The 20,289-nt window shown below is 67.3% G+C and carries 20 protein-coding genes; 17 read left to right on the plus strand and 3 right to left on the minus strand.

The genetic code is table 11. The features are described from left to right. Positions 1-245: 245 nt before the first annotated feature. The 11 genes from QRN07_RS17825 to xerD all read left to right on the plus strand — a co-directional run bounded on the left by QRN07_RS17825 (position 246) and on the right by xerD (position 11,185). Positions 246-551 (plus strand): hypothetical protein, encoded by a 306-nt coding sequence (locus QRN07_RS17825; RefSeq protein ID WP_285241801.1) that lies wholly within the window; start codon positions 246-248, stop codon positions 549-551. Positions 552-972: 421 nt separating this feature from the next. Beyond that, positions 973-1,782, plus strand: coding sequence for a hypothetical protein (locus QRN07_RS17830; protein WP_285241802.1), 810 nt, complete (start codon positions 973-975; stop codon positions 1,780-1,782). 68 nt (positions 1,783-1,850) lie between these two features. After that, positions 1,851-2,771, plus strand: a complete 921-nt coding sequence (locus QRN07_RS17835; RefSeq protein ID WP_285241803.1) for a hypothetical protein — start codon at positions 1,851-1,853, stop codon at positions 2,769-2,771. Positions 2,772-2,776: 5 nt separating this feature from the next. After that, complete coding sequence (locus QRN07_RS17840) at positions 2,777-3,766, plus strand: HAD-IIA family hydrolase (protein ID WP_056598689.1); 990 nt, start codon at positions 2,777-2,779, stop codon at positions 3,764-3,766. 9 nt (positions 3,767-3,775) lie between these two features. Beyond that, positions 3,776-4,015 carry a hypothetical protein gene (locus QRN07_RS17845; protein WP_056598692.1) on the plus strand — a complete coding sequence of 80 codons (240 nt, stop codon included), beginning with the start codon at positions 3,776-3,778 and terminating at the stop codon, positions 4,013-4,015. Then, positions 4,015-4,830, plus strand: coding sequence for a TlyA family RNA methyltransferase (locus QRN07_RS17850; RefSeq protein ID WP_050686049.1), 816 nt, complete (start codon positions 4,015-4,017; stop codon positions 4,828-4,830). The genes QRN07_RS17845 and QRN07_RS17850 overlap by 1 nt, the downstream gene beginning before the upstream one ends. Before the next feature lie 13 nt (positions 4,831-4,843). Beyond that, positions 4,844-5,866: an NAD kinase gene (locus QRN07_RS17855; protein WP_050686050.1), complete on the plus strand. Its 1,023-nt coding sequence runs from the start codon at positions 4,844-4,846 to the stop codon at positions 5,864-5,866. A 4-nt stretch (positions 5,867-5,870) separates the two neighbouring features. Next, positions 5,871-7,610, plus strand: a complete 1,740-nt coding sequence (gene recN / locus QRN07_RS17860) for a DNA repair protein RecN (protein ID WP_285241804.1) — start codon at positions 5,871-5,873, stop codon at positions 7,608-7,610. Between the two features lie 113 nt (positions 7,611-7,723). Beyond that, positions 7,724-9,484, plus strand: a complete 1,761-nt coding sequence (pyrG, locus tag QRN07_RS17865; protein ID WP_050686053.1) for a CTP synthase — start codon at positions 7,724-7,726, stop codon at positions 9,482-9,484. A 25-nt stretch (positions 9,485-9,509) separates the two neighbouring features. After that, the gene (locus QRN07_RS17870) at positions 9,510-10,172 is read left to right on the plus strand and encodes an NUDIX domain-containing protein (protein ID WP_050686055.1); all 663 of its coding nucleotides are present in this window, start codon (positions 9,510-9,512) and stop codon (positions 10,170-10,172) included. Next, the gene (xerD, locus tag QRN07_RS17875; RefSeq protein ID WP_285241805.1) at positions 10,172-11,185 is read left to right on the plus strand and encodes a site-specific tyrosine recombinase XerD; all 1,014 of its coding nucleotides are present in this window, start codon (positions 10,172-10,174) and stop codon (positions 11,183-11,185) included. The genes QRN07_RS17870 and xerD overlap by 1 nt, the downstream gene beginning before the upstream one ends. A gap of 15 nt (positions 11,186-11,200) precedes the next feature. Here xerD and QRN07_RS17880 read toward each other — a convergent pair whose 3' ends face one another. Continuing rightward, positions 11,201-11,890, minus strand: a complete 690-nt coding sequence (locus QRN07_RS17880) for a hypothetical protein (protein ID WP_231686072.1) — start codon at positions 11,888-11,890, stop codon at positions 11,201-11,203. A 68-nt stretch (positions 11,891-11,958) separates the two neighbouring features. Between QRN07_RS17880 and QRN07_RS17885 the strand changes: the two genes are divergently transcribed. After that, positions 11,959-12,462, plus strand: coding sequence for an NUDIX domain-containing protein (locus QRN07_RS17885; RefSeq protein WP_056598701.1), 504 nt, complete (start codon positions 11,959-11,961; stop codon positions 12,460-12,462). A 40-nt stretch (positions 12,463-12,502) separates the two neighbouring features. Here the strand turns inward: QRN07_RS17885 and QRN07_RS17890 are convergent, their stop codons facing one another. Both QRN07_RS17890 and QRN07_RS17895 read right to left on the minus strand, forming a co-directional pair. Further along, positions 12,503-13,216 carry a response regulator gene (locus QRN07_RS17890; protein ID WP_056598704.1) on the minus strand — a complete coding sequence of 238 codons (714 nt, stop codon included), beginning with the start codon at positions 13,214-13,216 and terminating at the stop codon, positions 12,503-12,505. A gap of 2 nt (positions 13,217-13,218) precedes the next feature. Further along, on the minus strand, positions 13,219-14,862 hold the full coding sequence (locus tag QRN07_RS17895) for a sensor histidine kinase (protein WP_056598707.1): 1,644 nt from the start codon (positions 14,860-14,862) through the stop codon (positions 13,219-13,221). A 140-nt stretch (positions 14,863-15,002) separates the two neighbouring features. On the opposite strand from QRN07_RS17895, the gene QRN07_RS17900 reads away from it, so the two are divergent. The 5 genes from QRN07_RS17900 to QRN07_RS17920 all read left to right on the plus strand — a co-directional run bounded on the left by QRN07_RS17900 (position 15,003) and on the right by QRN07_RS17920 (position 20,289). After that, positions 15,003-16,358: a cation:dicarboxylate symporter family transporter gene (locus QRN07_RS17900; RefSeq protein ID WP_050686061.1), complete on the plus strand. Its 1,356-nt coding sequence runs from the start codon at positions 15,003-15,005 to the stop codon at positions 16,356-16,358. A 232-nt stretch (positions 16,359-16,590) separates the two neighbouring features. Continuing rightward, positions 16,591-17,490: a ParA family protein gene (locus QRN07_RS17905; RefSeq protein WP_050686062.1), complete on the plus strand. Its 900-nt coding sequence runs from the start codon at positions 16,591-16,593 to the stop codon at positions 17,488-17,490. A 7-nt stretch (positions 17,491-17,497) separates the two neighbouring features. Further along, entirely contained in the window at positions 17,498-18,316 is an 819-nt protein-coding gene (locus tag QRN07_RS17910) for a segregation and condensation protein A (protein ID WP_050686063.1), read from the plus strand. After that, positions 18,313-18,969, plus strand: coding sequence for an SMC-Scp complex subunit ScpB (gene scpB / locus QRN07_RS17915; RefSeq protein ID WP_056598710.1), 657 nt, complete (start codon positions 18,313-18,315; stop codon positions 18,967-18,969). Before QRN07_RS17910 ends, scpB begins: the two co-directional genes overlap by 4 nt. A 114-nt stretch (positions 18,970-19,083) precedes the next feature. Then, on the plus strand, positions 19,084-20,289 hold the full coding sequence (locus tag QRN07_RS17920) for a pseudouridine synthase (protein ID WP_050686067.1): 1,206 nt from the start codon (positions 19,084-19,086) through the stop codon (positions 20,287-20,289).

A 20,289-nucleotide genomic window follows, 5' to 3' on the forward strand; every position in this document is an offset into this window, starting at 1 on the left:
CCTATCAGATACGGTCCCCAAACACCCCGAATAACAACCACAACCGATAGCGTAAATCGGGGAACTACCCGGCACTAATAGGATGTTCGCACTCGGCATCCGGATTGAACCTGGTCTTCTGGCCCGGCAGGCCGAGTGGTTTGCCCCGGAGCGTATGGAAAACAGCAGATGCCCTGTTGCCTGGCGCAAGGTCCTTGGCCGGTACCTTTCCATCGGCCAGTGGTCCGAATTGTTTTGGCACTGTCATGGCAGCAGCCGGTGTTGTGGACGCGGCCGACACGTGGATGGTCCAGGAATCGTTTGAGAAGTGGCTCGCTATGGTGGCTGTACCCGGCGGAAATGACAGCAATGCGGGTACGGTCCTCGTCTGGCGTTCACCTACAGGCCTGGCCCAGCATGCTGCCATCACTGTGGGCGGCGGATATGCGCTGCACAAGCCCTCGCAAGGCTGGATGAGCCCAAGGAAGGTGCTGACCAGCCGCGAAGTCATCGCCAGTGCACGTCAATCCGGGCGGCGGCTCAGCCGGTACACGCTGGTGGGAGCGGTCTGATGCCATGATCAGGGTACGCCGGTGTATTGGGGGTTGATGTGAACATGGCCACGATCCCCGCCGGATTATGCTGCCGCGTGCCTGCGATTAGGACGGCTCGCCTAGAATTGATGAAGATGTACGGACTTGGAAGCGCTTGATTTCGGGTTGCGTAGTAAACGAAACACGCATATGAGCCACTGCAGTTGCGCCAGCGGTCGGCTCTCAACAGGAGGAATCCACATGGCCGAGAACAACGGCGGCAACCGCGGGAACGACCGGGGCTCATTCAGGGGAAACAACAACTCCGGCGGGGATCCCCGCGGCTTCAGGGGACGGGAAAACCGGGACAACAACGATCCTGCAAAGCGCCCAGCCGGCAACGGTGAGCGTAAGCCCTTCGGTGACCGCGACCGTAAGCCTTTTGGTGACCGTCCCCGCCGTGACGGTGAAGACCGTGGCTTTGGTGGCGGTGAGCGGAAGCCTTACGGTGACCGTTCTGCTGCCGGGGGTGGCGCGGGCCGTGGTTTCGGTGGTGGCGACCGTGATCGTAAGCCTTTTGGTGACCGTCCCCGCCGTGACGGTGAAGACCGTGGCTTTGGTGGCGGGGAGCGGAAGCCTTATGGTGACAGGCCTGCTGCTGGTGGTGGCGCGGGCCGTGGTTTCGGTGGTGGCGACCGTGATCGTAAGCCTTATGGTGATCGTCCCTCGGGCGACCGCGGGTTTGGCGGTGGCGGGGACCGTGATCGCAAGCCGTATGGTGATCGTCCTTCGGGCGACCGCGACAACCGTGGTTTCGGTGGTGGCGACCGTGATCGCAAGCCGTACGGCGACCGTCCTTCGGGCGACCGCGAAAACCGTGGTTTCGGTGGTGGCGACCGTGATCGCAAGCCGTATGGTGATCGTCCTTCGGGCGACCGCGAAAACCGTGGTTTCGGTGGTGGCGACCGTGACCGTAAGCCCTACGGCGACCGTCCCTCGGGCGACCGCGACAACCGTGGTTTCGGTGACCGCCCCCGACGTGAAGGCGACGGCGAACGCCGCAGCTTCGGTGGCGGCGACAACCGCAGGCCATATGGCGACCGCCAGGAACGCGCCCCCCGCAGCTTTGACCGAGGTGGCGATTCCGGCCCGCGCAACTTCGGCCGCGACCGTGAAGAAGACCGGCCCGTTCGTGTTCCGAACGCACGCGACCTCCGCAGCGCCAACCGTCCCGACCGCGAACGTTCACCGCAGATCGACGAAGACGTAACCGGCAAGGAACTCGACCGCGCCACGCAGCACCAGATCAAGACCCTGGAACCCAAGAGTGCCGAATGGGTGGCCCGCCACCTGGTGATGGCCGGCCGGCTGATTGACGACGAACCCGAGCTGTCCTTCCAGCACGCCCTGGCAGCGAGCCGCCGCGGCGGCCGCCTGGCAGCAGTCCGCGAAGCCGTGGGCCTCACCGCCTACGCCGCCGGCCATTACGGCGAAGCCCTCCGCGAGTTCCGTACGTACCGGCGCATCAGCGGTTCCAACGTGCACCTGCCCGTTATGGCCGACTGTGAACGTGGCCTGGGCCGTCCGGACCGGGCACTCGACGTGGTCCGTTCCGAAGAAGCACAGGACCTGGATGCGCCCGGCAAGGTGGAGCTGGCCATCGTGGCCTCCGGCGCACGCACCGACCTGAAGCAACTCGACGCCGCCGTTTCCGAGCTGGAAATCGTCCAGCTCGATATCAACCGCGCCTTCTCCTACAGCCCGCGCCTCTTCCGCGCCTACGCCGACGCCTTGGCAGCCGTGGGCCGGACAGATGAGGCCGCAAAGTGGAACAAGCAGGCCGTGGTCGCGGAAAACGCGCTGGGCCAGGGTGTTGACGAAGAACCCGACATCATCGACCTTGGCTGGGACGAGGAAGAGGAAGCCCGCGAGGAAGCCGAACGCCGCCGCCTGCTGGAACGTACCTCCGCGGAAGCCCCGCAGGCAGGCTCGGCACCTTCGGCTGGCGCCGTATCGGCAGAGGCCCTGTCCGGAGCTGGGGTGTCCGGCTCCACCGAAGCGGCCCACGAGGACGCGCAGGACGCCGCGATTGAGGACCAAGAGGCCGACTATTTCGCCTCCGACGACGCCGAATCGGATCTGGACTCCGTTGAGCAGGACGATCAGGAGCAGGGCGTCGAGGACCCGGACGACGCCGACAGCGGCGACCAGCCTGCAGACGCCGGTTCGCTGGCGGACCAGGACCGCCGGGAAGACTGACGCGGATGGCTGACGTAACTCTGATTTCCCGGTTTGATGCGCTCCTGGCGGACCTGGACGGCGTTGTCTACGCCGGCCCGGCCGCCATCCCCGGCGCCATCGAGTCGCTGCAACAGCTTGCGGGTGTGGGGGTGGGACTGGGTTATGTGACCAACAACGCATCCCGGTCCCCGGCGCAGGTGGCAGCCCACTTGCGCGATCTCGGCGCACCCGCCGCTGATGAGCAGGTGGTCAGCTCGTCCCAGGCGGCAGCGGACCTCCTGGCGTCGCTGCTGCCCGCCGGCGCCAAGGTCCTGGTGACCGGCAGCGCCGCGCTGGCCCACGAACTGGAACTCGTGAACCTGGTTCCCGTCTCCTCGCAGGACGAGGATCCGGTGGCGGTGGTGCAGGGCTTCGACCCCGGGCTCGGCTGGAAGGACCTTGCGGAGGCTACCTTCGTTGTCAACGCCGGTGCGCTGTGGGTGGCCACCAACACTGACATGTCCATCCCGCAGGCCCGAGGCATCGCCCCGGGCAACGGCACCCTGGTGGCAGCTGTCGCGGCGGCCACCGGCCAGAAACCGCGGGTTGCCGGCAAACCCGAAGCGCCGCTCTTCCACTCCGCCGCCAAACGGCTGGGCGCCGAGCGTCCCCTGGTGGTGGGCGACCGGCTCGACACCGACATCCTGGGCGGCAACAACGCCGGCTTCGCCACCGTGGCGGTCCTTACCGGCGTGGATACCCGCGAAACCATACTCGCCGCCAGGGCCGCGGAGCGCCCCACCTACATCATCGGCAGCCTGCCGGAATTGTTCCAGCCCTACCCGGACGTGACGCACGACGACGGCACCTACACCTGCGGCGCAGCCTCGGCCCGGGTGGCCAACGGCGCAGTCGGGGTCATCGGCAGCCCCGACAGCCTGGACGCCTGGCGCGCTGCGTGCGCCGCCTGGTGGGCTGCAACGCCCGACGCGGCCTCGGCCCAGGCGCCGCAGCTGGCCTGGCTCAATCACTAGACTGGTGGAATGACTGAGCTGAGCGCATCCGAGCATTCCGATCCAGTCCAGCCGTCACCGGACTGGCCGGAGGCGGCGGGCCCCGCAATCTCCGATCCGCGGGTGGCTGCGGTGCTGGCCAGGCTGGCAGAGCTCCCCGGGCAGCCCGTTGATACGCACGAAGAGGCGTACGCCGGGCTGCATGACGGGCTTCTGGCCGCGCTTAATGAAGAGCCGGCCGGCGCCGGATCCGCGGACGGCAACGCCTGATGCCGGTCCGTCTTGACCAGGCCCTCGTTGCCAGGGGCCTGGCACGGTCCCGTACGCACGCCGCAGCCCTGATCGCCGAAGGTAAAGTCAGCTCCGCCGGCCAGGTCCTCGCCAAGGCGTCCCTCCAGGTGGACGATGAGCGCGAACTCGCCGTCGAACACGACGCCCAGGACACCTATGCCAGCCGGGCCGGGCATAAGCTCGCCGGCGCGCTGGACGCCTTCCCGGACATTGCCGTGGCGGGCAAAAGGTGCCTCGACGCCGGCGCCTCCACGGGCGGCTTCACTGATGTCCTGCTGCGGCGCGGCGCCGCGCACGTGGTGGCTGTCGACGTCGGACACGGCCAGCTGGTGCCCCGGATCCGGAACGATCCGCGCGTGGAAGTCCATGAAGGCCTCAACGTCAGGTACATGGCAGCGGACGCGATCGGCGGCGCCGTGGCCCTGACAGTGGCGGACCTGTCCTTCATCTCCCTGACCCTGGTGGCGCTGCCGCTGGCGCTGGCCACGGAACCGGGCGGGGACCTGGTGCTGATGGTTAAGCCGCAGTTCGAGATCGGCAAGGACCGCCTGGGCCGCAACGGGGTGGTGACCTCCGAGCGGGAACGCCGGATGGCGGTGGAAAAGGTTGCCAACGCAGCGCTCGACGCCGGCACCGACCTTCGGGGCCTGGCAGCCAGTCCGTTGCCCGGCCAGGACGGAAACGTCGAATACTTCCTGTGGATAAAACGCAGGATGACCCAAGACCTGCCTAAGATCGAAGAGCGGGAGGCAGCCATCGCTGCCTTGCTCGGACGTATCTGGCCGAACCACTAGAGAGCGGAACCTGATGAGCAGGCGTGTCCTTGTCCTTGCCCACACCGGCCGCGAGGAATCACTGAAGGCTGCCTGGGAGGCCTGTGCCCTCCTGCACGCCTCCGGGATGGTTCCGGTGATGCAGGACTCCGAACTGGCTGACATGGAGCGGTTCTTCGGCCACCTGGCCCAGCCTGTGGAGGTGCTGCACAACCAAGTGCAACTCCCGGACGTTGAACTGGTGATGGTCCTGGGTGGGGACGGCACCATCCTGCGCGCTGCTGAACTGGTCCGCGAAGTTGATGTCCCCCTGCTCGGTGTCAACCTGGGGCACGTCGGATTCCTCGCCGAGAGCGAGCGGGCGGACCTCGCCCAGACCGTGCAGTGGATTGCCAGCCGTGAATACACGGTGGAAGAGCGGATGACCATCGACGTGCAGGTGTGGGTCAAGGGCCAGAAGATCTGGCACACCTGGGCCCTGAACGAGGCCGCCATCGAAAAAGCGAACCGGGAACGGATGCTCGAAGTGGTCACAGAAGTGGACGAACGTCCGCTCACGTCCTTTGGTTGCGACGGCATCGTTGTGGCCACCCCCACGGGATCCACCGCCTATGCCTTCTCCGCCGGCGGACCCGTGGTGTGGCCGGAGGTGGAGGCCCTGGTTATTGTCCCCATCAGCGCCCACGCCCTGTTCGCCAAACCCCTGGTGGTCTCGCCGCGGTCCCGGCTCGCCGTGGAAATCCTCAGCCGGACGGACGCCCAGGGCGTGCTGTGGTGCGACGGCCGGCGGTCCGTGGACCTGCCTCCCGGAGCACGCGTGGAAGTCACCAAATCCACCACCCCCGTGCGGCTGGCCCGCACCCACCAGACCCCGTTCTCCGCCCGGCTGGTCCGCAAGTTCGAACTGCCCATCCACGGCTGGCGCGGCCCCGTGCCCAAGGCCGAGTCGGTCCACACCGGCCCCATCCCGATCGTCCGGACGCCGAGGGTCATGCCCCCGCTGCCCGTGCCGCCGGACCACGAGGCCGCCCCCACCGATCCACCGACTGCAAAGTGACACCATGCTTGAAGAACTGAGAATCCGCGATCTGGGCGTCATCACCGACGCAACGCTGCCGCTGGGGCCGGGACTGAGCGTTGTCACCGGCGAAACCGGTGCCGGCAAAACCATGGTGGTGACCGCCGTCGGGCTCCTGCTGGGCGCCCGCGCCGACGCCGGCGCAGTCCGCAGCGGTGCCAAGAGTGCCACCGCCGAAGCCGTCCTGAAGCTCGACGCCGGCCACCCCGCCGTCGCCCGCGCCGTGGAAGCCGGTGCGGACGTTGAGGAGTTCGACGGCGGCGCTGAACTGATCCTGGCCCGCAGGCTGGGTGCGGACGGCCGCAGCCGTGCGTTCCTGGGCGGCCGGGCAGCCCCGGTGGGCGTCCTCGCCGAGATCGGCGAAACGCTGGTGGTGGTCCACGGCCAATCGGACCAGATCAGGCTCAAGGGCGCCACCGCGCAGCGCGGGGCGCTGGACAAGTTCGCCGGGGACACCCTTGCCGGGCCGCTGGCCGCCTACCAGGACCTCTTCGCGCACTGGAAGTCCAGCCAGGCGGAACTGGACGCCCTGCGCAATGCCGCCCGCGACCGGCTCCGCGAGGCGGAGTCCCTGCAGGTGGCCCTGGCCGAGATCGACGAAGTTGATCCGCAGCCGGGGGAGGACGAGTCGCTTAAGGCCGAGGCTGTAAAGCTTGCCAACGTGGAGGAACTCCGGATTGCCGCGAGCACCGCCCACCAGGCGCTTATCGCCGAAGATTTCGGCGACGCCGGTGACGCCACTACCCTGGTGGACGCTGCCAAACGGACCCTGGAACATGTGGCGGAGCACGACGCCGAGCTCGGCCAGGCCGCGGCCCGGCTGGCCGAGGTGGGTTTCCTGCTCAACGACATCGCCACCGACCTGGCCAGTTACCAGGCCGGTCTGGACACTGAAGGCCCGGAGCGGCTCGCCGAAATCGAGGAACGGCGGGCGGCGCTGGCGAAACTCGTCCGCAAATACGCGCCCACCATCGATGAGGTGCTCGGGTGGGCCGACCGCTCACGGGTGCGCTTCGACGAACTCCAGGACGACTCCACCCGCATCGAAACACTCGAGGCCGATGTTGCCCGCGCCGAGGCGGAACTGAAGAAACTGGCAACAGGCATCACTAAGATCCGCACCAAGGCGGCCAAGGACCTATCGTCCCGGGTCAGCGCGGAGCTCAAGGCCCTGGCCATGGCTGATGCCACCCTGGTGATCACGCTGGAGCCGGCCGCCATGCACGGCCCCCATGGCGCGGACGAGATCGCCTTCCTGCTGCAGCCGCATTCCGGCGCCCCCGCCAGGCCCTTGGGCAAGGGTGCGTCCGGCGGTGAACTGTCCCGTGTGATGCTCGCCATCGAAGTGGTGCTCGCCGCAGTGGACCCCGTCCCCACGTTTGTGTTTGATGAGGTTGATGCCGGCGTCGGCGGCCGGGCGGCTGTGGAGATCGGCCGCCGGCTGGCCATGCTGGCCCGGCACGTCCAGGTCCTGGTGGTCACCCACCTGCCGCAGGTGGCAGCTTTCGCCGACCAGCACATCACGGTCACCAAAACCTCCGTCAGGGGAGCCGACGGCGGCACGGCCACCGGCTTCACGTCCAGTGATGTGCGACTCCTCGACGGCCCCGAACGGGTCCGCGAACTTGCCCGCATGCTGGCCGGGCAAGAGGATTCCGAGTCCGCCCGCGCCCATGCCCAGGAACTGCTGGATGACGCAAAACTCCTGCCGCAGCGGGCCTGATGGCTGCAGTCCGGAAATATTTGGAGAGGTCCACCCCTTGAACATCCGCCACGGTGGGACGCACACTTGAACGTTTGGGACAGCCGGTACCCGACCCGTGGAAGGCTCAATTGATGATAGGCTCGAATTCCGTGGTGCAGCGATCAAATTCCCGTGTAAATTCCCGGTTCCCGGGTTCATCCAAGACGACCAAACACATCTTCGTAACCGGTGGTGTGGCGTCCTCGCTCGGTAAGGGACTCACGGCTTCCAGCCTTGGTCACCTCCTGCGGGCCCGCGGCCTGTCTGTAACTATGCAGAAGCTCGATCCCTATCTGAATGTGGATCCGGGCACCATGAATCCCTTCCAGCACGGCGAAGTCTTCGTGACCGACGACGGCGCCGAGACGGACCTGGATATCGGGCACTACGAGCGTTTCCTCGACGAGAACCTCGAAGGCTCCGCGAACGTGACCACCGGCCAGGTGTACTCCACGGTGATCGCCAAGGAACGCCGCGGCGAATACCTCGGCGACACCGTCCAGGTCATCCCGCACATCACCGATGAGATCAAGCGCCGGATGCGCCTGCCCGCAGAAGGCAAAAACGCCCCGGACGTCATCATCACCGAAATCGGCGGCACGGTGGGGGACATCGAATCCCAGCCGTTCCTCGAATCCGCACGCCAGGTCCGCCAGGACATCGGCCGCGGCAACGTCTTTTTCCTGCACGTGTCCCTGGTCCCGTACATCGGCCCCTCCCAGGAACTGAAGACCAAGCCAACGCAGCACTCCGTGGCCGCCCTGCGCTCCATCGGCATCCAGCCCGAAGCGATCGTCATCCGCTCGGACCGCGAAGTTCCGGACGCCATGCGCGAGAAGATCGGCCGCATGTGCGATGTGGACATCGACGCCGTGGTCAACGCCGCCGATGCGCCCAGCATCTACGACATCCCCAAGACCCTGCACACCCAGGGCCTGGACTCCTACATCGTGCGTGCCCTGGACCTCCCGTTCAAGGACGTCGACTGGACCAGCTGGGACAAGCTCCTCGAAGCAGTCCACAACCCCAAGCACCACGTCGAAATTGCCCTGGTGGGCAAGTACATCGACCTCCCGGACGCCTACCTGTCCGTGACCGAGGCACTGCGGGCCGGCGGCTTCGCCAACGACACCAAGGTCCAGATCCGCTGGGTTCCCTCCGACGAATGCGAAACGCACGAAGGTGCCGTCGCAGCACTCAAGGGTGTTGACGCCATCTGCGTTCCCGGCGGCTTCGGCATCCGCGGGCTGGAAGGCAAGCTGGGCGCCCTGAAGTTCGCCCGCGAAACCCGGCTGCCCGTCCTGGGCCTGTGCCTGGGCCTGCAGTGCATGGTCATCGAGTATGCCCGGAACGTGGTGGGCCTGGAAGGCGCGTCCTCGTCCGAGTTCGAGCCGGACTCCAAGTACCCGGTCATTGCCACCATGGCAGAGCAGCTGGAATTCGTTGAAGGCGGCGGCGACCTCGGCGGCACCATGCGCCTGGGCCTCTACGAAGCCAAGCTCGACGCCGGTTCGGTCATCGCCGAAACCTACGGCAAGACCACCGTCAGCGAACGGCACCGCCACCGCTACGAGGTCAACAACAAGTACCGCGACCAGATCGCCGCCGAAGGACTGGTCTTCTCCGGCACGTCCCCGGACGGCAAGCTGGTGGAGTACGTGGAGCTGCCCGCGGATGTCCACCCCTACTACGTGGCCACGCAGGCGCACCCCGAGCTGAGCTCGCGCCCCACCCGGCCGCACCCGCTGTTCGCCGGCCTGGTCAAGGCCGCCCTGGCCCACCAGAACGGCACCGACACGGTAACTGCCGGCGCCTCGAAGGCCAAGCAGTCCGGTACGGTAGCCGCTAAGTAGTCCACAACGGAAAAGAGACGGCGCGATGCCCGGTACACCTGAAACCACCCCTGCCAGCAGGCAGGTTTCGGATGCACCGAGCCCGCGCCGTCTTTTGTCCACGGAGCAGGTCTACAAAGGCCGGATCTGGGACGTGGTCAGTGACACGTTCACGCTCCAGGACGCCGGAGCGCCCCTGACCCGCGACTACATCGACCACCCCGGCGCCGTGGCCGTCCTGCCCATGAACGCGGACGGCCAGATCCTCCTGCTCCGGCAATACCGGCACCCCGTGGGCATGGACCTTTGGGAAATCCCGGCCGGCCTCCTCGACATTGAGGGCGAGGACTTCGTGGTGGGCGCTGCCCGGGAACTGGCCGAAGAGGCCGACATTGCCGCCGGTACCTGGAACGTCCTGACCGACTTCTTCAACTCCCCGGGCTCCTCCAGCGAAGCCATCAGGATCTACCTTGCCCGGGACCTGACCGAGATCCCGCACCACGAACGGCATGAGCGCACGGACGAGGAAGCGGAAATCGAATTCCACTGGATCAGCCTTGATGAGGCAGTGGCGTCCGTCCTGGCCGGCCGGCTGCACAACCCGTCCGCCGTCGTCGGCATCCTGGCCGCCGCGGCTGCCCGGGCCAATGGATACGCTGACCTGCGGCCGGCGGACGCTCCCTGGCCGGCGCACCCCAGCCAGCGCTGATGGTCCCCGGCCCCTCGGCAGAGGCGATCCCGGCGGAAGCACCGGCACCGCAAGCACCGGCACCACCTGCGCCGCCGCCGTCGGCCGTTGACCGGGGGATCACTGACTACCTCCAGCACATGGGCGTCGAACGCGGCCTGGCCGCCAATACCCTTGCCGCATACCGCCGCGACCTCTCCCGGTATGCCCGGTACCTGATGGCCGCTGGCCGCAACCAGCCGGCAGACATCACCCGGCACGATGTCACAGGATTCGTCCGTGCCCTCTCGGAAGGATCCGACGGCGGCTCAGTGCTGGGGGTGCGCTCCGCCGCCCGGACAGTCGTGGCCGTCCGCGGGCTGCACAAGTTCTGGGCCCTGGAGGGCTATACCACCGCCGACCCCGCCAGCGAAGTCCACCCGCCCATGCCGGGCAAGCGCCTGCCCAAAGCCATCAGTGTTGACGAGGTGACCCGGATCCTCGAGGCTGCCGGAACCGACACGGCGGCGGGGCTCCGGGACCGGGCGCTGCTGGAATTCCTGTACTCCACCGGTGCCCGGATCAGCGAGGCCGTGGGCCTGGACGTTGATGACATTTCCCTGGCTGGCCCGGACGAAGGCCCGGCGGTGGTACGGCTGTTCGGCAAGGGATCCAAGGAACGGCTCGTGCCGCTGGGATCCTATGGTGCCCGTGCCCTTGACGCGTACCTGGTGCGTGGCCGCCCGCTGCTGGCCGCCAAGGGCAAAGGCACACCCGCGCTTTTCCTGAACGCCCGGGGCGGCCGGATCAGCCGGCAGAGCGCCTGGACCATCCTGAAGGCCGCCGCCGAAAAAGCCAACATCACCCGTGACGTCTCGCCGCACACGCTCCGGCACTCGTTCGCCACCCACCTGCTCGAGGGCGGCGCAGATGTCCGTGTGGTCCAGGAACTGCTGGGGCACGCCTCGGTGACCACCACCCAGGTGTACACCCTGGTCACGGCGGACACCCTGCGGGAAATCTACGCTGCAGCGCACCCCCGGGCCCTGGGCTAGGACCCCGGCGCCGGCCTAAAGCACCGCTTCGATGGTCAACTCCACGGCGCCAAGCAGGAACGCGAGCACGGAGGATCCCATGGCAGCCACCAGCATCAGGCCCGGATGCGCCAGCCCGATCACCACGCGGCGCAGCCGCGGCCGGCCCCGCAGGAACGACTTTGGCACCCTCGACAGGACGGGGAACTGCCGCCAGCCGCGAAGCCGGCGCAGGAACCAGGCGCAGCGCGCCACAAAGGCCAGCCACAGGAGCGAGACCACCAAAGGGACCATGGCGGCCATCAGGTTCAGCCCCAGCGCCGTCACCTCCCGTTCTGAATCTCCCGCCAGCGCCTGGATGGTGGTGGAGATCGAAGCGCTGAGCACCACCGAGACCGCCCAGACCATAAACGCCGCCACCAGTGCCAGGAACCTCACAAAAAAGAGCCCCAGCACCGACTCCCGGACCGGTTTCACTTCGGTCCGCGGCGTGACATGCAGGACCGTCAGCGTGCACACCAGCGTGGGCAGGGCAGCCATGCCCACCAGCAGGTACCAGGTCCAGCCGGCCAGGTCCACAAATTCGTCGACGGCGATCAGCGCAGTCCAGAACCCGGCCCAGGCCCAGCCCCAGTGCAGCGGGTTGCGGACCAGCCAGGCGGGCAACCGCGCGTCGATCGTTGAGCTGCGGGCAGGCCGGAGCGCGTGGGCTGATTCTGGAGTCACAGGTAGAGCTTCCCACATGCCGGTGCCGCCGGCGCCGTGTGTCCGGGCGGCGCAACTAGGCTTGGCGCATGACTGCAGCACAGGTGACCCTCTGTTTCCTCCTCCGCGACGCAGCCGGCGGCCAGGAGGTCCTCCTGGGGCTCAAGCGCACCGGCTTCGGCCGCGGCAAGGTGGTGGGCGTAGGCGGCCATGTCGAACCGGGGGAGACCGTGCGGGCCGCAATCTGCCGCGAGGTACGCGAAGAGGTGGACGTTGTGGTTGCCGCCGCGGACCTGGTGCCGGCCGGAACCGTCGACTTTGTTTTCCCTTACCGGCCGGAATGGGACATGTTCACCACCGTGTTCCTGGCTCACCGCTGGGAAGGCGAGCCGTCTGAAAGTGATGAGATCACGCCACAGTGGTATCCAGTGGATCAGCTGCCCGTCCGGCAGATGTGGGCGGATGCCGAACACTGGCTCCCGGCCATGATCTCAGGGCGGCGCACCGACGTCAGGGTGGAACTGGCCGCCGACAATGACAGCGTCGCTGCCGTCAGCTACGCGGACTGGCCCGCAGGCCCGGCCAGGCCGTGACCCTGGAATACGTGCACGACGGCGGCACCCGCCGGGTGCCTCAGTGGCCGCCCCACCGGTATTCGTTCTCCGGCCGTCCCGGCGTACCGTAACGCGCCGTCCGGGAGACCGTTCCGGCGTCGGCCAGGTACTCGAGGTAGCGCCGGGCCGTCACCCGGGACATGCCCAGGGCGTCCATGACTTCCGTCGCCGAGACCGCGTACTGCTGCTCCTGCAGGAACTCCTGGACTGAGCCCAGGGTGGAGCTGGACAGGCCCTTGGGCAGCGGCAGTTCCGACGGGGCCCGGAGGCTGGCGAATGCCTGGTCAACCTCGCTTTGGGACGCCCCGGCCCGGCCTGCGCCGGCGCCCGCCCCGGCCAGCTGCCGGCGGAACTGCCGGTAGCTCTCGAGTTTGTCCGCGAACGTGGCAAAAGTGAACGGTTTGATCAGGTACTGGACCACGCCGATGGCCACGGCGCTGCGCACGATCGCCAGCTCCCGGACGGCGGTGATCGCGATGATGTCCGCCAGGATCCCGGCGGACCTCATCCGCCGGGCGATGTCCAGGCCGTGCAGGTCCGGCAGGTTCATGTCCAGGAGCACCAGCTCCACCGGATCGCCCGCCGCTGAAAACTCGGTGAGGAGGCGCAGCGCCGACTGGCCGTCCGGTGCGGTGCCGGCGAGCACAAACCCTTCCAGCCTGCCCACGTAGGCCGCATGCGCAGCGGCGGCGATGGCCTCGTCCTCAACAACGAGGACGCGGATCTCTCTCACGGTCAGTGCTCCTTTTCGGCGGGTTCGGCCGGTTCGGCGGGCAGGGTTGCCGGCAGGAAAACCTCGAACTTGGCACCGCGCCGGCCGTTGATGGCCAGCGTACCGCCCAGCCGCTGCACTGCCTGCCGCACCAGCGCCAGGCCGATGCCCCGGCTGCCCTGCCCTGACTGCTTGGTGCTGTAGCCGTGCCGGAAGATGTTCTCCGCGGCGGCCGCGCTGATGCCGGCGCCGGAATCGTGGACCGTCACGTCCAGGCCTTCCTCATCCGACTCCACCGTCAGCTGCACCCGGCGCGGCGGGGGGCCGTCTGCGGCTGCATCGATCGCGTTGTCCAGCAGGTTGCCCATGATGGTCACCAGGTCCTGGACTGCGACGCCGGCCACTGTGCCGGAGCCAAGGGCTGCCACGTCCAACTGGACGCCACGCTCGTGGGCTTCGGCCACTTTGCCCATCACCAGGGCCCCCAGGACCGGCTCGTCCACCGAACTGACCATGTCATCGGTCAGCCGCTGGCTCAGGGCCAGGTCCTGGGTGGCGAAGTCCAGCGCCTCCTGGGTCCGGCCCAGCTCCAGGAGCGAGACCATGGTGTGCAGCCGGTTGGCATGTTCGTGCGTCTGGGCCCGCAGCGCCCCGGAGAGGGTGCGCATGGTTTCCAGCTCGTTGCCCAGCGCCTCGATCTCGGTCCTGTCCCGCAGCGTGGCCACGGTGCCGTAAACATCAGCCCTGCCCCGGGAGCCAGCCCCTGCCGGCCCCTTCGCCGGCGCCTGGTTCACCACCAGGATGCGCGAACCGGCCAGGATGATCTCGTCCTTGACGGTCCGTCCCGACTCGAACAGCCGCCGTAGGCCATCGTCCAGCGGCAGGTCCGCCAGCTGCGGTGGCCTGGTGGGGTCCAGGCTGCTGGCCGCAAGGCCCAGGAGCTCGGCGGCCTGGTCGTTGTACATCACCACGCTGCCGCGGGTGTCGATGAGGATGAGTCCTTCCCGGACCGAGTGCAGCACGGATTCGTAGTAGGCGAAGAGCTGCGAGAGCTGCTCCGGCCCCCAGCCGCGGGTGACCCGGCGGAGGTAGCGGCCCAGCAGCCACGATGCCAGGGAACCGCCCAGCAGCAGGGCCAGGCCGATGGCCAGCAGGGCAGGCAGCCGGGCGGCAAACGCCACGTCCACGGTGCGGACCGTGACGCCCGCGGCCACCAGGGCGCGGACGGTGCCGCCGGCGTCCTTCACCGGAACGATGGTCCGCACGGACGGGCCCAGGGTCCCCGCGGTGACCTCGGTGAACTCCTGCCCCTGCAGGGCGGCGTCAATGGAACCGATGTACGGCCGGCCCAGCTCCTCGTCCCGGGGGTGGGTCCACCGGGTCCGGTCCGGGGCCATGATGGTGATGAAGTCGACGTCGGCCCCTGCCATCACCTCCCGGGCGTAAGGCTGCAGCAGGGCTGAGGGGTCCGGCGTCGCCGCTGCCGCCAGCACCAGGGGACTGGCGGCGATGGCGGAGGCGATGCCGGCCATGCGCAGGCCTGCCTCGTCGTACGTGCGGTCCCTCGCGTCCAGGTAGGTGGCCGTCCCCACCACAGCGATGAACGCCACCACAATCAGCAGGTTCGCCACAAACAGCCTGCGGGCGATACTCCAGCTGTGGATCATCAGTACCTCCCACGACCAATATGAACGCAACGGTGAGCTGCGTCACGGTGTGCCCAATGATGGATATCACACCGCAAGGACGCCTTGAGCCCAGAATCTGTGCCGCAGCGTCTTCAAGATTATCCATAAGGAGACACATCATGGCCTCTCAACGAGGAGAGTCGCTCGGCACCCCCAAGGCCAAGCGCAAGGGCATCGACAAGTCGCACTACCTTTACATCGCCGTCATCGCCGCCGTAATCCTCGGCGCCGTGGTGGGCCTGATGTTCCCCGAGGTGGGCAAGTCACTCAAGCCCCTCGGCGACGGCTTCATCAAGCTCATCAAGATGATGATCGGCCCGGTCATCTTCTGCACCATCGTCCTTGGCATCGGTTCCATCGCCAAAGCAGCCACGGTGGGCAAGGTGGGCGGCCTGGCCCTTGGCTACTTCGTCCTGATGTCCACGTTCGCCCTGGCCATCGGCCTGGTGGTGGGCAACCTGATCCACCCCGGTGAGGGCCTGAAGCTCACCCCCTACGACCCCACCAAGCCGGCCGCCACCGACCCCACCGTCGCGTTCCTGCTCGGCATCATCCCCGGCGACATTCCGGTGCTGCCCACCCTGCTGGCCGCCATCCTGGTGGGCTTCGCACTCCAGAAGATGGGCCCGCAGGGCGCCCCGATCCTCAAGGCCATCGGCCACGCCCAGACCCTGGTCTTCCGGATCCTCATCATGATCATGTGGCTCGCCCCGATCGGCGCCTTCGGTGCCATCGCCGCCGTTGTCGGCGCCACCGGCTTCCAGGCCATCGTGAGCATGTTCACCCTGATGCTCGCCTTCTACATCACCTGCGCCCTGTTCATCGTCATCATCCTGGGCGGGCTCCTCAAGGTGGTCACCGGCGTGAACATCTTCAAGCTGATGAAGTACCTGGGCCGCGAGTACCTCCTGATCTTCTCCACCTCGTCCTCCGAAGCAGCGCTGCCCCGCCTGATCGCCAAGATGGAACACCTGGGTGTCTCCAAGCCTGTTGTCGGCGTCACGGTTCCCACCGGCTACTCCTTCAACCTCGACGGCACCGCGATCTACCTGACCATGGCATCCTTGTTCGTGGCCAACGCCATGGGCACGCCCCTTGACCTGGGCGCCCAGATCTCCCTCCTGGTCTTTATGATCATCGCCTCCAAGGGTGCAGCCGGCGTCACCGGCGCCGGCCTGGCCACCCTCGCCGCCGGGCTGCAGGCCCACAAGCCCGAACTGCTGGGCGGTGTCGGCATGATTGTTGGCATCGACCGCTTTATGTCCGAGGCCCGCGCCCTGACCAACTTCACCGGCAACGCGGTGGCCACCATCCTGGTGGGCACCTGGGTCAAGGAAATCGACGGCGACCAGGTGGGCCGCGTCCTCTCCGGCGAAGTGCCCTTCGACGAGCAGACCATGATCGCCGGCCACGGCGAAACGGTCCCTGCCGCCGACCCGGGCACCGAAACGAAGCAGGTCCCGGTCAACGCCTGACCAGCAACCCCCCAAGCACCCACCGCCTCCGCAGCCTGAGCTGCGGGGGCGGTGGTGTTTACCGGGAAAACCCCAACCTTCGACCTCAACCAGAAGGTCAAGGCTCAACATCCGGGAAAAGTCAAGTTGCCCGGAAAGCCCTGCCCGCGGCTGTAACCTTGGGAAGAAGAAGGAACGCTGCCGGCCCGTCCGGCGGCAGGACATCACCGTCAGTGAAAGTGTGGATAGATACGTGAGCAGCGAACAGGGTTCGGCAACTCTGGAGGGCACGGAATTCGACCTGGACAACACGGTCATGGGCCCCACCGGGCGTCCGTACCGCGAGTTCCCCGAGCCCGCGCCACTGTCCTCCCACGGTCCGGCGCGGGTCATCGCCATGGTCAACCAGAAAGGCGGAGTGGGTAAAACCACCTCCACCATCAACCTGGCTGCGGCCCTGGCCGAATACGGCCGCCGCGTCCTCCTGGTGGACTTCGACCCGCAGGGCGCCCTGTCGGCAGGATTCGGGATCAACCCGCACGAACTGGACCTCACCGTCTACAACGTCCTGATGGACCGCAAAGTGGACATCCGCGATGCCATCCACCAGACCGGTGTGGAAAACGTCGACCTGCTGCCGGCCAACATCGACCTGTCCGCCGCGGAAGTCCAGTTGGTCAACGAAGTTGCCCGCGAGCAGGTCCTTGACCGTGCCCTGAAGAAGGTCCAGGACGACTACGACGTTGTCCTGATCGACTGCCAGCCGTCCCTGGGCCTGCTGACCGTCAACGCCCTCACCGCCGCGCACGGCGTCATCATCCCGCTGATTTGTGAGTTCTTCGCCCTTCGCGCCGTGGCGCTGCTGGTGGAAACCATCGACAAAGTCCAGGACCGGCTCAACCCGCGCCTGCAGGTGGACGGCGTGCTGGCCACCATGTACGACGCCCGCACCCTGCACAGCCGCGAAGTCATCACCCGGCTGGTGGAAGCGTTCGGCGAGAAGGTCTTCGAAACCGTCATCAAGCGCTCCATCAAGTTCGCGGACGCCACGGTGGCAGCTGAGCCCATCACCAGCTACGCCGGCAACCACGTGGGGGCTGACGCCTACCGCCGGCTCGCGAAAGAGCTGATTTCCCGCGGCGGCGCACCCTAGCCACGCCGTGGCCGAAACCAAACCCGGCTTCGAAGTACGGCTTGCCAACTTCACGGGCCCCTTCGACCTGCTCCTGGCCCTGATCGCCAAACACCAACTGGACATCACCGAGGTTGCCATCGCCACGGTGACCGACGAATTCATCAAGTACATCCGCAACCTGCAGCAGCAGGGCGGCGAGTGGGCCCTGGACGAGGCCAGCGAGTTCCTGGTGATCGCCGCGACGCTGCTGGACCTCAAGGCGGCCCGGCTCCTGCCTGCGGGCGAGGTGGAAAACGAGGAAGACGTTGCGCTCCTCGAGGCCCGCGACCTGCTGTTCGCCCGGCTGCTGCAATACAAGGCGTTCAAGCAGGTCGCGTCGCTGCTGGGGGACACCCTGCATGAGGAGGGCCAGCGGTTCCCCCGGCAGGTGGCGCTGGAGGGGCACTTCGCGGCCATGCTGCCCGAACTGGTGTGGAAACACAGTCCCGAACAGTTCGCCGCCCTTGCCGCAGGCGCGCTTAACCCCAAAACGGCCCCGCCCCCGGAGGTGGGCCTGGCCCACCTGCACGGACACGGCAGCAACGTCAGCGTGAAGGAGGAGGCCGAGCGCCTGGGCCTGCGCCTGCGGCAGCAATCACCCCTGACCTTCCGGGAGCTGATCGCCGATGCGGATTCGTCCCTGGTGGTGGTGGCCCGCTTCCTGGCCCTGCTGGAACTGTTCCGGGACAAAGCGGTGTCCTTCGACCAACCGGTGGCGCTGGCCGAACTCGCCGTGCACTGGACCGCCGGTCACGGCGACTGGTCCGCTGAGAATCTGAGCGAAGAATACGAGGAACAACTGTGAACCACGAAGTACCGAACGCCGGAGCCGGTGCGCAGGTCCACGAACTTCCCGGCGGTGCGAAGTCCGCCCTCGAGGCCGTCCTGATGGTCCTGGACCAGCCCGCCACGGAGGAGGAGCTCGCCGCAGGGCTCGAGCTGGACGTCCCCGCCGTCCGCGGCCTGCTCGAAGAACTGCAGCGCGAGTATAACGGTTATACTGTTAAAGCCCCGGATATGGAAAAGGCCAGCATCGCTGGTTTCGGCTCCAGCCCCCGGGGTTTTGAATTGCGGAACATCGCCGGTGGCTGGCGGATCTACTCCCGCACGGACTTCGCCGGCATCGTGGGCAAGTACGTGCTGGATGGACAGACGGCCAGGCTCACGCAGGCGGCATTGGAAACCCTTGCGGTCATCGCGTACCGCCAGCCCGTTTCACGGGCCAGGGTGTCTGCAATTCGCGGGGTCAACGTTGACTCTGTCGTACGGACACTCGCCCAGCGCGGGCTGATTGAGGACTCGGGAACAGATCCCGAGTCCGGCGCCATCCTCTACCGGACAACCTCGTATTTCCTGGAGCGGATGGGCATCGGTTCCGTCGCCGAGCTTCCGCAGCTGTCTCCCCACCTACCGGGGCTGGACGGCATCGCGGAGTTCTACGACGCCGAACGAATGTAGGCGGGGCACGTCCCCGCCTGCGCAAGATTACTCATCAGGGCAGACGAAGTCTGCACGGCTGGTTAGGGTTGTCCTTGGACACCTTTAAGAGCCAAAAACATTGAAGGACGGGTCATGACACAGGCGGGACGCCAGGGTTCACCACGTAACGGTTCGGGACGCAACACTTCCGGACGCAACACCCCCCAGGGGGGCGGCTTCAACGGCGGCTCCCGCGGCGGCGCGCCAAAGCGCGGCGCCGGATTCAACGGCGGCGGCGGGTTTGCCGGCGGCGACCGGCCGCACCGCGCCCCGAAACCGCGCGAGGAACGCTTCGTCGATCCGGACCTCGAGGCCACGGACAGCGGCCGCGGCCCGGACGCGAACCCGGCCAGGCCGGCGTCGCGCAAGCCTGCAGCACGCAAGCCCGGCGCCAAGAAACTGCCCGGCACCCCTGGCGCCCCGAAAGCCAAACCGCGCACCGGCAAGCCCGGCGCAGCCGCGTCACGGGCCTTCGGCAGCGAACGCTTCGGCCAGAACCTGGGCCCGGTCCGCCGGCCCGCCCGGAAGAAAGGCCCCCGCGGCGACGTGCCCCAGTCGGACCTGCACGACTCCGACGGCATCCGCCTGCAGAAAGTCATGGCCCAGGCCGGCGTGGCGTCACGCCGAGTCTGCGAAGAGATGATCGCCGAAGGCCGCGTGGAGGTTGATGGCCAGGTGGTCACCGAACTCGGCGTCCGGATCGACCCCAAGACCGCAGTCATCCACGTGGATGGCCTGCGGATCCAGCTGGACGAAACCCTCTCCTACCTGGTGTTCAACAAGCCCAAGGGCGTTGTGTCCACCATGGAGGATCCTGACGGCCGGCCCTGCATCAGCGACTTCATCCGCCACAACCACGGCGAACGCCTCTTCCATGTAGGCCGCCTCGACGTGGCCACCGAGGGCCTGCTGCTGCTGACCAACGATGGGGAACTCGCCAACCGGCTGACGCACCCCTCCTACGAAGTCCCCAAGACCTACCTGGTGCAGGTCCGCGGGCCGTTCCCCCAGGGCATCGGCGCTGAGCTGAAGGCCGGCGTTGAACTCGAGGACGGCATCGCGTCAGTGGACTCCTTCCGGCTGGTGGACTCCACCCCCGGCCACGTGCTCATCGAAGTGGTGCTCCACTCGGGCAGGAACCGGATTGTCCGGCGCCTGTTCGACGCCGTAGGCTTCCCCGTGCTGCGCCTGGTGCGCGTCAAGGTGGGCCCCATCGGCCTCGGCGACCAGCGCCAGGGCAGCATCCGGAACCTCGGCAAGCAGGAAGTCGGCCACCTGCTGGCATCCGTAGGACTCTGA

This window comes from Pseudarthrobacter sp. MEB009 (genome assembly GCF_030208875.1).
In the GTDB taxonomy this organism is placed as follows: Bacteria; Actinomycetota; Actinomycetes; order Actinomycetales; family Micrococcaceae; genus Arthrobacter.

What these genes read in the sequence shown, in the direction of transcription:
- QRN07_RS17840 (WP_056598689.1), top strand. Translation starts at nt 2,777, where the DNA reads ATGGCTGACGTAACTCTGATTTCCCGGTTTGATGCGCTCCTGGCGGAC.
- QRN07_RS17870 (WP_050686055.1), top strand. Translation starts at nt 9,510, where the DNA reads ATGCCCGGTACACCTGAAACCACCCCTGCCAGCAGGCAGGTTTCGGAT.
- xerD (WP_285241805.1), top strand. Translation starts at nt 10,172, where the DNA reads ATGGTCCCCGGCCCCTCGGCAGAGGCGATCCCGGCGGAAGCACCGGCA.
- recN (WP_285241804.1), top strand. Translation starts at nt 5,871, where the DNA reads ATGCTTGAAGAACTGAGAATCCGCGATCTGGGCGTCATCACCGACGCA.
- QRN07_RS17845 (WP_056598692.1), top strand. Translation starts at nt 3,776, where the DNA reads ATGACTGAGCTGAGCGCATCCGAGCATTCCGATCCAGTCCAGCCGTCA.
- QRN07_RS17825 (WP_285241801.1), top strand. Translation starts at nt 246, where the DNA reads ATGGCAGCAGCCGGTGTTGTGGACGCGGCCGACACGTGGATGGTCCAG.
- pyrG (WP_050686053.1), top strand. Translation starts at nt 7,724, where the DNA reads ATGATAGGCTCGAATTCCGTGGTGCAGCGATCAAATTCCCGTGTAAAT.
- QRN07_RS17855 (WP_050686050.1), top strand. Translation starts at nt 4,844, where the DNA reads ATGAGCAGGCGTGTCCTTGTCCTTGCCCACACCGGCCGCGAGGAATCA.
- QRN07_RS17920 (WP_050686067.1), top strand. Translation starts at nt 19,084, where the DNA reads ATGACACAGGCGGGACGCCAGGGTTCACCACGTAACGGTTCGGGACGC.
- QRN07_RS17885 (WP_056598701.1), top strand. Translation starts at nt 11,959, where the DNA reads ATGACTGCAGCACAGGTGACCCTCTGTTTCCTCCTCCGCGACGCAGCC.
- QRN07_RS17850 (WP_050686049.1), top strand. Translation starts at nt 4,015, where the DNA reads ATGCCGGTCCGTCTTGACCAGGCCCTCGTTGCCAGGGGCCTGGCACGG.
- QRN07_RS17900 (WP_050686061.1), top strand. Translation starts at nt 15,003, where the DNA reads ATGGCCTCTCAACGAGGAGAGTCGCTCGGCACCCCCAAGGCCAAGCGC.
- QRN07_RS17895 (WP_056598707.1), bottom strand. Translation starts at nt 14,862, where the DNA reads ATGATCCACAGCTGGAGTATCGCCCGCAGGCTGTTTGTGGCGAACCTG.